Raw genomic sequence first — 16,572 nt, forward strand, 5'->3', positions numbered from 1 at the left:
GCATCCGGTAGCGTGTGGAACACGAATCATCGGGAAATGACCGAGGAACTGGAGCCGCCGCTTTTTGATCCGGAAACGTTGCGTACGAATGCGATCGAATTGATTCGGCGAGCCGAGCATTTGCGGGATCGTGCAGACGAGATGATGCGGCGCGCAGATGAACTGCTCCGCCAGGCGGAGGAGTATCAACCAAAGCCAGAGTAACAACCTGCGTATTTCTCCCGGGTGGAGGCGGGTATTCTCCCGTAGAGGGCTATCGGCAATAAGGCATCGGGATTTCCTGCCCACTGGCTTATCGGGTAAAAACTTTGCACATCCGCCGGCGCCAGCGGCCACGATAACGCGCCTGTTATCACGCCGCCGTGTTCCAGAAACCAAACCCGCCATCCGCACGCGCTTCTGCCGCTCATCGCCTTCTGATCCTGAAGGCGGAAATGGAGCGCATCGCGGACGCGATTCGAGAACTCTCTGAGCGGATTGCCCATACGCAGAGCCGCGTTCGCAATCTTGACCCGAACCGCTCTTCCTCCGCTGAATCGCCGCCACCGCGTTTGCCGACAGACCAGCCCGACCCTCAAAACTAGAGGCCGTCATTAGAAGTTCACTTCGGGCCTGTTCGATGTTATTCGTCGGCAGGATATGGATACAAATCTGGCCATCATTTGCGGGCTGACGTTTGTCATTCACCTCATTGGCACCCTGGCGTATGCGGCGCGCATCGCGGGCGTTCGGACCGGGCACATCGCGACCGCTCTCACGCTGTTTAACTTGCTCATCCTCGTCTCGCGCACCTCGAATTCTTTCCAGGCGCCCTTTCTCGCCAAGCGAATCGAAACGAACCTCTCTGCCGCGCACACCCCACTTCTTGCCGATTTCCAATGGATCCTGGGTTCGGCGGCGGCGGCCACTGCCTGTGGCGCGCTGCTCGTGCCCACTGCGCAACGCGCTCTATCACGTGCGGTGGTCCTTCTCCAGACCCATCGCTCGCTCTTCCGTCTTTTGCTGCACGGCGTCCACCCGCAGCGATTGCTCTTGATGCGCCGGTATGTGGCCATCCCGGCGCCGACCAATCTCCGCAGCCTGACGACGCGCGGCGGGCTTTCGTGGGGTTTTCTCGGGCTGAATACTTTTGCGGTCGCGCTATGGACCGTGGGGGTCTTTGCCTCGCTCTACGCCGGGGCACTCGAGCCCTCCTTGCGCGTCACGTGCAGCAATCTTTCCTCCATCATCAATGGCGCGGCGACCATTGTCATGTTCCTCCTCCTCGACCCGCAGCTTTCGCTTCTCACGGACGACGTCGTGCATCACCGCACGAGTCAGAATACGTTTCGTTCCGCGGTGGCCTCGCTGGTCGGAGCCCGGCTCGTCGGCGTCGTGCTGGCGCAATTTCTTCTGTTCCCCTCCGCGCTCCTCATCGCCTCCGTCGCGCGGCATATCTAGGAAGGATCGCAACTAAGGCGCGGTCTGAATGCGCGTAATCCCGGCGACGCGTTCATTCGTCACCGATAACTCGTAACATATCGCTTCACGATCGTTCCGAACCAGGAGATAGCGTCCCGCGAGCGTGGGATGGTTCCACGTCTTGCTGCTCAGCGCATCAATGCGGCCCAACTCTTCATAACCTGCCGGCTTGGCCACCGCGAGATAGACGGGGCCGGATTCGCTTTGCACGATCACGAGATCATCCACGAGTAACGACTGGCCGGAGCCGAAGCTGCCCTCTTTCCAAAGGCGCTCGCCGGTTTCCATGTTGAGGCATTCCAGGTGGCCGTCATCGAGTCCGTAAGCATGACCTTCGCGGATCGCCGGCGTGTTGAATTGCGTTTTCATCCGCAAGTTATGCCAGAGTTCCGCGGCGCTGAGCTTGCCATCGGCGTCTGCCGTGATCTGAAAAAGATGCGAACCGTAGCCGTAGCCGGCCGAGACAAATACCCGGTCTTTTCCGACGACCACCGGTTGCGAGGCCTTCGGCCACTTGTCCCCTCCCCACGCGCAATCCAGGAGCATCGCGCCGGTGGCCGGATCACTGGCGCTGAAACCGTGTGCGTTGTTGCTCAAAATCACGCGCCTGCCCGCGAGGGTCGTCGCGATTGGCGAGGCGTAGCTGGCCCGGTCGTCGCCCGATTTCCACAGCGGCGCGCCGGTGTCGTGCTGATAGGCAAAAAGCGTCGGCCCCTGCGCGTTGCCACCGGTCACGATGACCTTGCCGTCCACGAGCAGCGGTGAGGCGCTAATCCCCCACTCGTTGTTGGCCAGATTGTTTTCGACCAGCACCGAGTGCTGCCAGATCGACTGCCCCGTTGCTGCGTCCAGGCAATTCAGTATGCCTGTCCCGCCGTAGCTGTAAACCCGGCCATCCGCAACCGTCGGCGTCGCGTGAGGCCCGATGCCGCTCTGCCACTGGGTGAAACAGGTCTTGTCGGCGTGGGCCCAGATCAGCTTGCCGGTGAAAAGATCATAACAAGTGACCATTTCCTCGTCCCCGCGCTGCTCCTGGGTGTAAGCCCGGCCATCCACCACGGCAAAGGCCGACCAACCGGCGCCGATGGGTTGCCGCCAGAGTTCCTTTGGCGGCGCCGTCTTCCAATCCCGGGCGAGATTCGCTCCAATGATGACCCCATCGCGATTGGGTCCGAAAAACTGCGGCACGTTCGCCGCCTGGGCGAGTTGTTTCCTGTCCACCACGCTGGCCGCGTTCGTTGCCAGGACCGGTTGACCAGCCAGCGCCGGCAAAGAAGACGCCGACCATTTCCATACCAACCGCGGCAGACCCGTGCCATTCACGGTGCCGTCGACCCGCAGCGCCTGCTTGATCCCAAACACGACGAGCAGCACGACTCCCAGGCCGATGAGTCGCGTTTTCCAGGCAAAGCGCGGCGTGAAGAAGAACCACAGTAAATTGAGCAACACCGCCAGCAAAACCGCGGGCATCGAATAGAACATCTTCATGTTCTGCTCCGTCTCCGCTCGCGACTGGACGAGGATGACCGCCACTACGGCCAGGGCGATGACGACGATGGGAAACCACGGCAGGCGGCGCCGCTTTGCGAGGGAAACGGGGAGAGAGTCGGAATTCACGCTGATTCCAACGCATAGTGGAAAATGGCGCGATTGCAACGGTCCGCGCGCCTCGCGGGAACCGGATCCATCGGAAGTCTCCGCCGGCCCAGCCCATCCTGCTTCCCGGCGGAGCCCTGACCCGAGGCTTCCCCTCGGCAACTTCAATTGGTCGCCGCGACGCAGTTCCAATTTCCTACGATGCAAGGACCGTCATTCAGCGCCGCGAGAGGATCCTCGCCGCTGCTCATCGTGCATACCGGTTCAGGCAACACCACGCGGTTTTGATAACCAAATGGAAAACGGAACCCGGCGTCCTCGACGACCCAGAGATGATATTGATGCGCTGTATCCACCAGTCGGCTCTCTGCCGGAAAGAGTTCCACGCCCTCGCACTCCGGTCCGACCAGCTCATTCTTGATCTGCTGTAGATCACGCCAGCAGGTGATCGGCTGCCCATCGTGCCGCGACAGATCGAGATGCACGAGCGGCGGACACTTGCGCATCTTGACCCGATAGATGTCGTTGACGAAAACGCGCGGCGCCATGGTCGCCTGGATGGTCTTCTCCACCAGATGCATCTTCTCGATCGGGTTCGGAACAAAGCCGTAGTATTTTTCGAAGAACTCCGCGGGTTGGGCCAACAAGGTCTTGCGATAAATCTGGTTTTCCCGGACATCGCGCTTCATTTCGACGAAGGGACTCATTTGCGCGCTACCTCCTTTTCGTGGGCTGGCTGGTTCTGCAGATTTGGTCGATTTGGGGGCAACTGACGTATTTGCATATCGCTAGTGATTCAAACGCGATGACGCCGATCCCACAAAACTCTTGAGGCGTAGCCATAAACACCCACGTGCGTGGACATATCCGCTACAGGATGAGGCGAACACCGTTTCACCGCGTCGTCCTCCCAGCTCACGGAGAAGGTCGGGGCGCAACCTGATGTTCAACTAACACCGCTGAATACGTATTCCACGGAGTGTGTCGCCGTCGTCTTCGCCCAAAATCGGGAACTCACCCCCAGCGATCCACGCTTCGAAAGATACATCCATTCGACGCGCACTCAATGCGAACCGCAGCTTCGCTTTTCATCATCTTCCGAGCAGATTACTCGTAGACGTAACCCAAATAAAAAGTGATCCGCCCATCCGGCAGGCGGCGGATATTGGTGATGTAGATTGGTTTGCCGCCGCCGAGTTGGGAGCGGCTCGAGGGCACGGTGTAGGGAGTAAAGGAATCGTTTGCGTCGCTGGGATACGGCACGTTTTTGAGGAAGACCAACGGACCCGCCGGGCCGCCGACGCCGTGCGATTCCTCGACCATCGGGTGGTGGCCCACCACGTGCCAGATCATGAGTCCCTGGCCAGGCAGGCGCACGTCGAAACCCTGACGATGACGATTCTCCAGGAGCAGATACTCGCTGCCGTCGGCGCGCATGGGGATCTTGAAGCATTGATTATTCGTTCCCTCCACGGGCGAGAGAATGAGTTTCTGCTTCACCGAGGGATCAAGCACCGCCGGTTTCAACCAACCGAGCTGTTCCTTGCACCACGCGCACATGTGCTGCGGTTGGCCACCACCGGTCTGCTGCGACATCAACGACCACGCGCCCACACCTTCCGAGCCCGGATTTTCCGGCCGCGCGTAGAGATCGGGCAGGCCGAGCAGATGACCGAATTCGTGGCAGAACACGCTGATATTAGCCATGACCTTCCCGCCCTCCGGGCAGATGAGATAAGGCCACGATTTGCCCTTATAGGTGAAGGAAGAACGATGCGGCCAGAAGACGCTTCCGCGATTCGTGGTGCGGAAGCGATCCCCGGCATAGATGAAGATGAGGCCATCGACTCCCGCGAGGCAGTTGTCCCCTTCCCGTTTGAGCAGAAGGTCCAGCGCCTCGGTGAAGAGCGCCTTTTTCGGGTTGGTCGGCAATTGCGGATACTCCGGCCGATTTTTGCCCACGGGCAGCCAGTCGAAGACTTTCCCGGAAACGTCGAGCGCGCCCATCGATACTTCCTGATAGTAGTCGTGCAGACTGCCATAGACGGGCTGGCCGGTGATGTTCTTCTTGTTCGTGTAGGTGCCGTTGCTGAACAGCATCTCCTGCCATGCATCCGTGGGAATCGCCTCGTTGTGCTTCACGTCGGGAAACTCCAGCGGGATGACGGCGAGCCGGTAGGCATTCTTCTTCCACAACGGAAGCGGCGGCGGCGCATTGCTGCGGGTGTCTTCGGCGGCACTCGCCGCGAGTTTGATCTGGACCTGCGACTCCACTCCATCGCGGCGGTAGGTGAGATTGACGGTGTCGCCTGGTTCTTTGTCCGCCAGGGCATCGCTGACCGCCAGCGCGATACCGAGGCTGGCATCGTTGACTCTGACGAGGACATCGCCGGCTCGCAGACCTGCCGTCGCCGCAGGTGAATTCGGCTGAACGGAACGGATGGCGATACCTTCTTCGCTTTCCGTCGGCGACATGCTTAGTCCCAGAATTGCGCGGTGCTCGGCGAGCTTCTTCGGCCGGCTCGGTGCGGAAAGGGTGGCCTCGATTTTGACCGGGGCGCCGTCGCGCTCGACTTCGATGGCGACGGTTTCCCCAGGAACATGAGCCAGCAACGCGGTGCGAAAATCGTCCGCTGTCGCGACGGACTTTCCATCGACTGAACGCAAGCGGTCGCCTCGCTTGAGGCCAGCCGTTTGCGCCGGCGAGCTTTCCGCAACCTCAGCGACGGAAAGCATCCCAGCCGGGTTCGATTCCACCTCCACTCCCAGGTAGCCGCTCAAGCCCACCGCGCCCTCTACTTCGGGCTTCAAAGTCATCGTCTGCGCGGTCTCCACGGTCTTGAATTCCGCGAGATCCGCCGGCGGGTCGTCCGCGAAAATGGTGCCTTGAGTTCCCAACACGAGGAGCGCGGCCAGACCGGCGATCCACCTACGGAGAATACGTTTGCGAGGTTCGGGAGAGGAACTTGGCATGGGAATGAAGAAAACGCTCAAACCCCGATCGTGAAACGAGGTTGCGGACACAATCTCGCGGCGCGCCGAAAATCCACTTGCCACTAATGGGCGCTCGCTGAGGATGTCGACCACCCATGATACCGCTTGTGCGTCCTGGCCCCCCACTCCGCACGGTCTTTCGTCGACACGTCCTCTGGCTGGCCGTCGCCCTGCTCTGCGCTCCCTTGCTCCACGCCGCGACGCTCGAAGAGGCGCAGGCGCTTTTGCTGCATGGGGACTATGCCGGGGCCATCACCGCGGCGGCCACCGGTGCGCACGATCAACCCGAGGAAGACGCCTGGCCGCTGCTCCAGGCAAAAGCATTGAATGCCGTCGGGCGCTATCAGGAGGCTCGCGCCATCCTCGATCCCGCGATCGAGCACTCGCCGAATTCCCTGCAGTTGCGACTCCTCTCCTACGAAACCCTCCGTCGACTCGGCGCGACCGAGGAAGCCGCGAAGCAACTGGCTGAACTCGACCGTCTCGGCGGCTCTCGCGAATGGGCCTATCGTTCGCCGGGAGACCGCGTGGCGCTCGCCCGCTCCGCGCTGCTCATTGGCACGGATCCGAAGAAGGTGCTCGATGTCATCCTCGACCCGTTGCGCAAGTCGCAGCCGGATTTCCGCGACACCTACCTGGTGAGCGGCGAACTCGCGCTCAGCAAAAGCGATTTCGCGCTGGCTGGCCGGATTTTTGGCACTGCAGTGAAGAAGTTTGGCGAAGATCCGGACATCTGGTTCGGACTCGCCCGCGCCTATGTCTCCAGCGATACCGAGGCTGCGGAGAATGCGCTCGAGCAGACGTTGAAGTTTAACCCGAATCACCTGCCGGCCCGATTGCTCATGGCCGATCAATTCATCGACGGTGAAAACTACGACGTAGCGGCCCGGGAGATAGCGAAGGTACTGGCGATCAATCCTCACCTCGCCGAAGCGCACGCCTACCGGGCGGTGCTGGCCAATTTGCAGGCCGATCCAAAAACTGAAGAAGCCGCCCGTGCCGAGGCGCTCCAACTCTGGCCGACGAACCCGGAAATTCCGCACCTCATCGGCAAAAAGCTTTCGCAGAAGTATCGGTTTGCCGAGGGTGCGGCTCTGCAACGCGAGGCCCTGAAATGGGATCCCAGCTATCTTCCGGCCAAGGCGCAACTCGCCAACGATCTGCTCCGCCTGGGCGGCCACGACGACGAAGCCTGGCAACTGGCCGAAGAGGTGCAGAAGGCCGATCCTTACGACGTGGTGGCCTACAATCTCACCGAGCTGCACGATGCCATCGCCCATTTCGAGACGCTGAGCAGCGCGCACTTCAGCGTGAAGATGGACCCGCACGAGGCGCAGATCTATGGACCGAGTGTGCTGGCGTTGCTGGAGCGGGCGCACGACACCCTCACGAAGAAATACGGCCTGCAGCTCCACGATAAGACGATCGTCGAGATTTTTCCCGACCAGAAAGATTTTGCGATCCGCACCTTCGGTTTGCCGGGCGGCGCGGGTTATCTGGGTGTGTGTTTCGGTCGTGTCATCACCGCCAACAGCCCGGCCTCGCGCCCCAATTCGCCGAATTCATGGGAGGCGGTGCTGTGGCACGAGTTCTGTCACGTAGTGACGCTGACCCTGACCAAAAACAAGATGCCGCGCTGGCTCAGCGAAGGCATCAGCGTCTACGAGGAACGCCAGGCGCGGGGCAACTGGGGCGAGCAAATGAAGCCGCGCTATCGGGCGATGATTCTCGGTGAAGACCTCACGCCGGTGAGCCAGCTGAGCGCGGCCTTTCTCAAGCCGAAGTCGCCGGCGCATCTCGGCTTCGCCTATTACGAATCCTCGTTGGTTGTCGAATGGCTCGTCGAGCATTGGGGTCTCGAGAAGGTGCAAGCGCTGCTCGCCGATCTGGCTCAAGGCGTGGAGATCAATACGGCCCTCGCCAATCGCTTCGCCCCGATCGAGAAACTCGATGCGGATTTCGCCGCGCACGCCATCGAACTGGCGAAGAACACCGGGCCGAAGCTCGACTGGACACCACCGGGAAGCGGCGATTTCGCCAATGGCAAACAACTGAGTGATTTCATCACAAAGAATCCCGACAACTTCACCGCGCTCACCGAACAGGCGAAGCAATTGATCGAAGAAAAGAAATGGGCGGAGGCGAAGGCCCCGCTGCAAAAGCTGATCGAGCTTTACCCTAATCAACACGATGCCGACAGCGCCTACGCGATGCTCGCGCAAGTGCATCGGATACTGCAGGAGCGCGACCAGGAAATCGCCATGCTCAACAAGCTCATCGAACTGAACAGCGATGCCGTCGACGCCTTCGAACGGCTCATGCAGATCGACGCCGAGCACAAAGATTGGCACGGCGTGCTGGCCAACGCCGCGCGCTACAGTGCGGTCAATCCGTTGAGCCCGATTCCGCATCAGTTCGCCGCCGATGCGCACGAGGAACTCGGGGAAAAGCTGGGAGCCATTGCCGAATATCGCACCCTGCTGCAGATCGGTCCCGGCGATCCGGCAGAGGTTCATTACCGGCTGGCTCGTTTGCTCCATTCCGTCGGCGATTCCGCGGCCAGGCGCGAGGTGCTTCTCGCCCTGGAAGACGCGCCACGTTTCCGTGCCGCGCTGCAGCTTCTACTCGAGATCGATGAACCCGGCGGCAAACCGGCGCACCCGGGATCCGCCGAAGGTCTTAAATAGCCATGCCCCGCCGTCGCCTCCTCATTTTGCTCCTCCTGCTCGTGGTGCTTTCCGCGAGCATCGGCTACGCGCAGCGGCGCCGCCGCAATATGGACGGCCCGATTTTTTACACCGAAGGCGGTGACGCCGTGGACGTGCGCACCGTCACGACCGCTCGCGAGATCGCTTCCCACAGCACCGGCACGCCCGAGTGGAAAAATCCGCCGGAATTCTCGCACGACGTCTTTACCTTCGTCCGCATCATCCGCGATCGCGATCCCTACGGCTCTCCGAGCGCGGGCAGTTGGATCACCGATTTTCCCGACAGCGACCTGAACCTCTCGTTCCGGCTCCAGCAGATGACGTCGATCAAGGTCGATCCGAATGGACGCATCCTGCGACTGACCGACCCCGAGCTGTTTCGCTATCCGTTCATCTACATGGTCGAACCGGGCGCGTTGATGTTGCGTGATGAGGAGGTGCCGATCCTGCGGCGCTATTTGCTGAACGGCGGCTTCCTCATGGTCGACGATTTCTGGGGTGAATGGCAGTGGGAAGGCATGGCGGAACAGATCAAGCGTGTCTTCCCGGACCGCGACTTCGTCGAACTGCCGATGAGCCACGAGATTTTCCACTGCGTCTTCGATCTCGGCACGGAGAAGAACAAGCTGCAGACCCCGAATGAACGTCTCGGTGCGCAAAGCAAATACACCGGCGTGACTTGGGAGACGCACGTCCAAAAAGATGGCACCCGCGAGGCATGCACCGAAATGCACGTACGCGCCCTGTTCGATGACAAAGGTCGCATCATGATCCTCGCCACGCATAACTGCGACAACGGCGACGCCTGGGAACGCGAGGGCGAGGACGATTATTTCTTCCACGAGTTTTCGGAGAAGCGCGGCTTCCCGTTGGGCATCAACATCATCTTCTACGTGATGACCCACTAAGCTCTTCACCTTTCACTTTTCCACCCATGACCCAGCAACCCCCTCCCGTTCCGGTTTCCGATCCTGACGCCAAGACCTTCGAGCAACTGCAGAGCGCGCGGCCGCGCATTCTCGCGGAGCTCGGTAAAGCGATCGTCGGTCAGCAGGACGTCATCGAACAAATCCTCATCGCGCTGCTCGCGGGCGGTCATTGCCTCATCACGGGCGCGCCCGGTCTGGCGAAGACGTTGCTCGTCAAAAGCATCGCGCAAATCTTCCATCTCGAGTTCCGCCGTATCCAGTTCACGCCCGATCTCATGCCCACCGACATCACCGGCGTGGAGATCCTGCAGGACACCGCGGAGGGCCGGCAACTGTCGTTCGTTAAAGGCCCCATCTTCGGCAGCATGATCCTCGCGGATGAAATCAACCGCACGCCACCCAAGACTCAGGCCGCGCTCCTCGAAGCGATGCAGGAGCATCAGGTCACGGCGAGCGGGCGCCGCTATGCTCTGCCGGAGCCGTTCTTCGTCCTCGCCACGCAGAACCCGATCGAAATGGAAGGCACCTATCCTCTTCCCGAAGCCCAGCTCGATCGCTTCATGTTCAATGTAGTCATCGACTACCTCCCCGAGAACGACGAAGTCGCGGTCGTTCAACGGACCACCTCTGCCAGCGAGGAAAAGATCGAGACCCTTTTCACCGGCGAAGACGTCCTCGCTTTCCACGCACTGGTCCGCAAGGTGCCGATTGCCGAGGATCTCGTCCGCTTCGCGGTGCGACTGGCCGCAGCGACTCGTCCGCGCCAGGCGGAGGCACCGCCCTTCGTGAATGACTGGGTCAGTTGGGGCGCCGGGACACGGGCCGCGCAATTCCTCACCCTCGGCGCGAAAGCCCGGGCGCTCTTGCATGGCCGGGCTCATGTCACACGCGAAGACCTCGTCGCCCTGGCGGGGCCGGTATTGCGTCACCGCGTGCTCGTCAATTATCGCGCCGAGGCCGAGGGCATCAGCGTCGCCCGGATTATTGAGCGCGTGTTGGAGAGCGTGAAGTAACCGCTTATGTCCGAGTCGACGCCCCGCGCATCTTCAAGCCTGCTTGACCCGGCGGCGCTAATGTCGATCCGTAACCTCGAGTTGCGGGCTCGCACGGTGGTGGAGGGATTTTGGCACGGGTTGCATCGCTCGCCGTATCACGGCTTTTCGGTCGAGTTCACTGAATACCGTCCTTACACGCCGGGAGATGATCCGCGCTATCTCGACTGGAAACTGGCGGGTCGGACGGATCGCTATTTCATCAAGAAATTCGAAGACGAAACGAATCTCCGTTGTCACCTCCTGGTCGATCTCAGCCGCTCGATGACCTTCGGTTCGACCGGCTATTCGAAGGCGGATTATTCGCGCACTCTGGCCGCCACGCTCGCCTGGTTTCTCGCTCAACAGGGCGATGCCACGGGCTTGCTGACCTTCGATGGCGCCATGCGCGAATATCTGCCGGCACGCCATCGACCGGGTCACTTGCGACAGCTCATGCTCGCGCTGGAAAAACCGGCCGAGGGTCGCAGCACCGACCTCACGGCGCCGTTGCGGCGGATCGTAGAACTCGTCCGCAAACGTGGGATGATCGTGCTGATCAGCGATCTCCTCGCACCGATCGATCGCCTGGCGAGTGCACTGGGATTGCTCACCGCCAGCGGCCACGAAGTCATCATTTTCCAGGTGCTCGATCCCGCGGAATTGAACTTCGATTTTCAAACCGCCGCACGGTTCGAAGATCTCGAAACCGGCCGCGATGTCTTTCTCGAACCGGCACAGGCTCGGGCCAATTATGTGCGCCGCTTCTCCGCTCATCTGGAGGCATTGCGTGAGACTTGCCAGGGGCTCGGCATCTTGCATGTGCAGGTTTCCAGTACGCATCCGCTGGAAACCGTCCTCTTCGACTTTCTCAAAGCACGCGCCGACCGCGGCAAGGTGATCCGCCGCCGGGCGGCCATGACGTAAAAACGATTTCCTCCCATGAACTCCCGTTTCATTCTCCTTGCGGCCTTCCTCGCGCCGCTGGTCGGTTTCGCGGAAGATTTGCCGGTCATCACCGGCGTGGAACCGCAGCCGCTGACCGCGCAGGTTCACCGACTGACGGATGCACTCGCCCTCCTCGGTTCTCCGTTGACCAAGGACGAAATGGACGCGCTCACCGTAGCAGCTGCCGTCGCCGATCCCGAAAGCGCGAATGCGAAGATTCAAGCGGTGCTCGATCCTCATTGCCTGTTCGGCGTAGACATCAATCCGGAAATGCGGGTGAAAGTCGTTCCCGGTCGTGCTCAGCCGATCCTGGTGGAGCGAGGCTGGGCGACATTTCTCGTCAAAGTCGCCAATGAATCCGGCGCGACTTCGGCGCTGAACGTCTATAGTCCTCAAGCCGAATCGGTCTACAGTGGCGGCTTCGTGCGCAACGCCTCCGACCTGAAATTGCGCCCACGCAATGGCAACGCAGAGCCGATCAAGGCAGCGGATCTTTGGCTGGATCTCCAGACGTTCGACAAGCCGCCGCTCAAGGCCACGCTGAGTGGCCTGCGTTTGGAATATCGGCTCGTCTCGCTGTATTCGCGCGATGCAGGCCAACGCGAGGCCACCCTCTCGGTCGACGTCGGCCAAGGGACGCAGGACCTGGGCTTCCGCAGCGAGATGCCGGTGCTCTTTACCGCGAAGCCAGCTCGGGAAATCGAGCTGCGCGTGCACGATGAGCACGGCGTACCAACGACCGGCAGCTTCCTCATCCACGACCAGGCGCAGCGGGTTTATCCTTCGACGGCCAAGCGTCTCGCACCGGACTTCGGCTTTCAGCCGCAAATCTATCGCGCCGACGGCGACAAGATTCGCCTTCCGGACGGGAACTACACGATCGAGTTTTCCCGTGGACCGGAATCGATACCCGAAACGCGTCCCGTCCATGTCGATGCGGGGACTTCCGAACTCGCTTTCCAGGTCCGCCGCTGGATCGACCTGGCGCAACTGGGTTGGTGGTCCGGCGATCATCATATTCACGCCGCCGGTTGTGCACATTACACCAATCCCACCGAGGGCGTCCTGGCGCAGGACATGATGCGGCACTGTCTCGGTGAAGACTTGAAAGTCGGGTGCAATCTGACCTGGGGTCCGTGCTTCGATTATCAAAAGCAATTCTTCACCGGGCACGAGGACAAGGTTTCGCAGTTTCCCTACCTGCTTCGCTACGACATCGAGGTCAGCGGCTTTGGATCACATCGCTCCGGGCATCTCTGCCTGCTGCGGCTGCGCGATCAGATTTACCCCGGCGGCGATTCCAAGAACCACTGGCCCACACTCGGCCTGAATACGCTGCGCTGGGCAAAAGCCCAAGGGGCGCTGGTCGGGCCGGCGCACTCCGGCTGGGGCCTGCAACCCATTCCCGAGGACGACCCGCAGCGCCTCAGTCCGAAAAATCCAACGCGAACCACGACGGAGCTTCCAAATTATATCATCCCACCGTTCTCGGGCATCGGGGCCAACGAGTACATCGTGGACGTCACCCATAAACTGCCGGGCCCGGATGGAAAGCCGACGCCCGCAGTCGATTTCATGTCGATGGTCGATACGCCTTACCCGTGGGAACTGAATATCTGGTATCACACGCTCAACGTCGGCTTCCGTACTCGCATCAGCGGTGAGACGGACTTCCCGTGCATCTATGGCGAACGCGTGGGACTGGGCCGCTCCTATGTGAAGCTGCCGCCAAAGTGGAGCTATGAGGACTGGTGCGAAGGCATTCGGGCCGGGCGCAATTACGTGAGCGACGGATTCAGTCACTTGCTCGATTTTCGCGTGAACGGAGCCCAGATGGGCGAAGAGGGCAGCGAGCTGCGACTGCCCGCTCCGGCGCAGGTACACGTCACCGCCCGTGTCGCCGGCCACCTGAATCCCGCTCCGAACGAAGAGATTCGCCAGGCGCCGGTGGGACAAAAGCCTTACTGGAACATCGAACGTGCGCGCATCGCGGATAGCCAGACTGTGCCGGTCGAAGTCATCGTGAATGGGCAGTCCTTAGGCACGCAACGCATCGCCGCCAACGGGACGTTGCAGGATGTGGTCTTTGACGTCCCGATCGAGGGCAGCAGCTGGGTCGCTCTCCGCATCCTGCCTTCCTCACACACGAATCCGATCTTCGTGCTGGTGGATGGCCAGCCCATCCGCGCCTCGAAACGGAGCGCGGAATGGTGCCGCAAATGTGTCGATCAATGCTGGTCACAGAAGGAACGCACTTACGCCGCCGCCGAATTGCCCGATGCCCGCGCGGCCTACGATCACGCCCGCGAAGTGTACGATCGCCTGATCACCGAATGCACCGCCAACTGAGCCCCGCATGAGTTTTCTAGCCCCACTCTTTGCCCTCGGGGCGCTCGCGGTCGTCGGGCCGATTCTCTTTCATCTCATCCGTCGCACGACGCGGGAAAAGACGCCGTTCAGCACGCTCATGTTTCTCGAGCCGTCGCCGCCCCGTGTGACCAAGCGTAGCCGACTCGAGAACGTGGGCCTGCTCCTGCTGCGTTGCCTCGTCCTCGCGCTGCTCGCGCTGGCCTTTGCCCGGCCATTTCTCGAGCGCGTCCTGCCCGGGCCACCGCCGGGTACCGGCCAGCGCATCGTGATCCTCGCGGATACCAGCGCGAGCATGCGGCGGGAAACCCTGTGGGCCGATGCCCGGGCGAAAATAGAGGCACGGTTGGGCGCGGCGAATCCCCAGGACGAAATCGCGCTGCTGGCCTTCGACCGCGAAGTCCGCACGGTGATGAGTTTCGAGGAATGGAAGAAGACGCCACCGAACGAACGCGCTTCGGCCGCCGTGCAACGACTGGCGTCAGTCACCCCGAGCTGGAATGCGACTCGTCTCGACGCCGCACTCTTGCAGAGTATCGAGGCTCTCGACCAGGCCGACGAATCGCTGCAGGACAAGCGCGAGATCGTGCTCGTGAGCGACATGCAGGAAGGAGCGCAGCTTGACGGGCTGCAGGGCTATCAGTGGCCCCGGGGCATCAGCGTGAGCGTCGATCCAGTATCCGCCAAGGCGCGCGAAAACGCCGCCATGCAATGGCTTTCGGAAAGCGAAGAAAACGACAAACCGGGCGAGGAAGTCCCGCTGCGCGTGCGGGTCACGAATGCGGCTGAATCCAAGCGCGAACAATTCCAGCTTCGCTGGCAGGGCGCTCCCGCAGGCACGCCGGCGATCGAAGCTTACGTGCCGGCCGGCCAGGCGCGCATCGTTCGCATCACCAAGCCACCAACGGGTGCCACGGCCCTGACCTTGAGTGGCGACGACACTCCATTCGACAACACGCTTTACATCCTGCCTCCCCAACCCGCTCAACTCCCCGTGCTTTTCATCGGCGCGGATGCGGATGAAGACACCCACGCCTCGCTTTACTATCTGCGCCGCGCGTTTCCCAAGACGGCACATCAGAATGTCGAAATGCTGGTTCACCGTGGCGAAGGCGCCGTTCCTGCGTATCAGCTCCAGCAGGCGCAGCTCGTGGTTTTAGGCGATGGATCCGCGGATGCCCCGGTGGCCTCCGCCCGCCAGTTTGCCCGCGACGGGAAGATCGTCGTCGTGCCTTTGACCTCCGCCGCCAGTGGCAATGTCCTCGGCAAACTCCTGGAACTTCCTTCGCTCGCCACTCCCGAAGCCACGGTCAAGGATTACGCTTTGCTTGCGCAGATCGATTTTCGCCATCCGTTGTTTGCTCCATTTGCCGATCCGCGCTTCAGCGACTTTGCCAAGATACATTGGTGGAAATATCGCCGCCTTGACACCGCGGCACTCGCGGGCTCGCAGACGCTCGCGCAATTCGACAGCGGCGATCCCGCAGTCGTCCAGGTGCCGTTGGGCAAAGGCAGCGTGATCGTTTTCACCAGCAGTTGGCGGCCAGTCGATAGTCAACTGGCGCTCTCGTCGAAATTCGTTCCACTGCTGCAAGCGCTGCTCGAACAGAGCAGCAATCTGCCGCCTCAAAAGGCGCAATATTTTGTCGGCGACGAAGTTCCCCTGCCCCGCAGTTCCCAGCCGCTGGCAGTGACAAAACCCGATCATCGGGAAGTTCCCATCGCAACGGATGCGAAGTTTTCCGACGCCGATCAACCGGGCATCTATACGGTGTCGCCCGGCACCCAACGCTTCGTCGTCAATCTCTCGCCGGAGGAAAGCCGTCTGGCGCCATTCTCCGCCGAGCGCTTGCTCGCGCTCGCTGTTCCTCTCCGCACGACACACGAAACACCCGTGGAAACCGCCCGCCGCGAGGGCCGGGCGCAAGCCGTGGAGATCGAAAACCAACAGAAGCTCTGGCGATGGCTCATCGTGGCCGCGCTCGCTGTATTGTTGCTAGAAACCCTTTTTGCCGGGAAACTCTCCCGCACAGTCAGCGGTTCAACCACAGCATCCACATGATCACGCCGTTGCTCCAAACTGCCCTCGAGCCGGTCATTACCCGGCATCGCCAACTCCGCGCTCTGCGCTGGCTGGTGCTCGGGCTCGCGTTGCTGACCCTCGGGGTTGCGGTAGTAATCACCCGCGGCACGGCAATTCCGGCAAAGGCTCTGCTGGCCACACTGTGCGGCGCCGTCATCTTTTTGATCGCCCGCGTGCTCGGTCGCCTGTGGCAGCCGGATTTCCGCAACATCGCGCGGCGCATCGAGGAGCAGCATCCGGAACTGCATGCGTTGCTGATCACCCGCAGTCGAGCAGAAGCCCGATCCCAAAACCGGCAGGTTCAATTTCCTCCAGCAGCAAGTCGTGCAGCAGGTCGCTGCGGAAAGCCGCAAATCGAACTGGCTGGATGCGGTGCCGGGCTGGCGTCTGTGGAGTCTTCGCCTGACCGCCTGCCGCTCTGCCCATCGCCGCGCTCGGGTTGAGTTTTTCGCACA

At 61.3% G+C, this 16,572-nt stretch carries 12 protein-coding genes; 9 read left to right on the top strand and 3 right to left on the bottom strand.

Annotated features, from left to right (window positions below; genetic code table 11):
- Window positions 1-36: 36 nt before the first annotated feature.
- Together CFE428DRAFT_RS36935 and CFE428DRAFT_RS03690 are read left to right on the top strand one after the other, a co-directional pair.
- Window positions 37-204, top strand: a complete 168-nt coding sequence (locus tag CFE428DRAFT_RS36935) for a hypothetical protein (protein WP_006978094.1) — start codon at window positions 37-39, stop codon at window positions 202-204.
- A 435-nt stretch (window positions 205-639) separates the two neighbouring features.
- Window positions 640-1,440, top strand: coding sequence for a lipid II flippase family protein (locus tag CFE428DRAFT_RS03690; protein ID WP_006978095.1), 801 nt, complete (start codon window positions 640-642; stop codon window positions 1,438-1,440).
- 12 nt (window positions 1,441-1,452) lie between these two features.
- On the opposite strand, the gene CFE428DRAFT_RS03695 is transcribed toward CFE428DRAFT_RS03690, so the two are convergent.
- From CFE428DRAFT_RS03695 to CFE428DRAFT_RS03705, 3 genes are all read right to left on the bottom strand, one after another.
- On the bottom strand, window positions 1,453-3,078 hold the full coding sequence (locus tag CFE428DRAFT_RS03695; protein WP_006978096.1) for an outer membrane protein assembly factor BamB family protein: 1,626 nt from the start codon (window positions 3,076-3,078) through the stop codon (window positions 1,453-1,455).
- Window positions 3,079-3,221: 143 nt separating this feature from the next.
- Complete coding sequence (locus tag CFE428DRAFT_RS32900) at window positions 3,222-3,764, bottom strand: DUF7694 domain-containing protein (RefSeq protein WP_006978097.1); 543 nt, start codon at window positions 3,762-3,764, stop codon at window positions 3,222-3,224.
- 400 nt (window positions 3,765-4,164) lie between these two features.
- The gene (locus tag CFE428DRAFT_RS03705; RefSeq protein ID WP_006978098.1) at window positions 4,165-6,030 is read right to left on the bottom strand and encodes a M6 family metalloprotease domain-containing protein; all 1,866 of its coding nucleotides are present in this window, start codon (window positions 6,028-6,030) and stop codon (window positions 4,165-4,167) included.
- A gap of 128 nt (window positions 6,031-6,158) precedes the next feature.
- Here CFE428DRAFT_RS03705 and CFE428DRAFT_RS03710 point away from each other — a divergent pair, with 128 nt between their 5' ends.
- The 7 genes from CFE428DRAFT_RS03710 to CFE428DRAFT_RS03740 are packed head-to-tail and all read left to right on the top strand — an operon-like array spanning window position 6,159 to window position 16,560.
- Entirely contained in the window at window positions 6,159-8,738 is a 2,580-nt protein-coding gene (locus tag CFE428DRAFT_RS03710; protein ID WP_162145225.1) for a tetratricopeptide repeat protein, read from the top strand.
- Window positions 8,739-8,740: 2 nt separating this feature from the next.
- Window positions 8,741-9,667 carry a DUF4159 domain-containing protein gene (locus CFE428DRAFT_RS03715; RefSeq protein WP_006978100.1) on the top strand — a complete coding sequence of 309 codons (927 nt, stop codon included), beginning with the start codon at window positions 8,741-8,743 and terminating at the stop codon, window positions 9,665-9,667.
- 26 nt (window positions 9,668-9,693) lie between these two features.
- Window positions 9,694-10,701: an AAA family ATPase gene (locus CFE428DRAFT_RS03720; protein ID WP_006978101.1), complete on the top strand. Its 1,008-nt coding sequence runs from the start codon at window positions 9,694-9,696 to the stop codon at window positions 10,699-10,701.
- A 60-nt stretch (window positions 10,702-10,761) separates the two neighbouring features.
- Window positions 10,762-11,646: a DUF58 domain-containing protein gene (locus CFE428DRAFT_RS03725; RefSeq protein ID WP_006978102.1), complete on the top strand. Its 885-nt coding sequence runs from the start codon at window positions 10,762-10,764 to the stop codon at window positions 11,644-11,646.
- A gap of 15 nt (window positions 11,647-11,661) precedes the next feature.
- Window positions 11,662-14,016, top strand: a complete 2,355-nt coding sequence (locus tag CFE428DRAFT_RS03730) for a CehA/McbA family metallohydrolase (RefSeq protein WP_006978103.1) — start codon at window positions 11,662-11,664, stop codon at window positions 14,014-14,016.
- Window positions 14,017-14,023: 7 nt separating this feature from the next.
- Window positions 14,024-16,096, top strand: a complete 2,073-nt coding sequence (locus CFE428DRAFT_RS32905; protein WP_006978104.1) for a BatA domain-containing protein — start codon at window positions 14,024-14,026, stop codon at window positions 16,094-16,096.
- Window positions 16,093-16,560, top strand: coding sequence for a hypothetical protein (locus CFE428DRAFT_RS03740; protein WP_006978105.1), 468 nt, complete (start codon window positions 16,093-16,095; stop codon window positions 16,558-16,560). The genes CFE428DRAFT_RS32905 and CFE428DRAFT_RS03740 overlap by 4 nt, the downstream gene beginning before the upstream one ends.
- The last annotated feature ends 12 nt before the right edge of the window (window positions 16,561-16,572 follow it).

The organism is Chthoniobacter flavus Ellin428 (assembly GCF_000173075.1).
In the GTDB taxonomy this organism is placed as follows: domain Bacteria; phylum Verrucomicrobiota; class Verrucomicrobiia; order Chthoniobacterales; family Chthoniobacteraceae; genus Chthoniobacter; species Chthoniobacter flavus.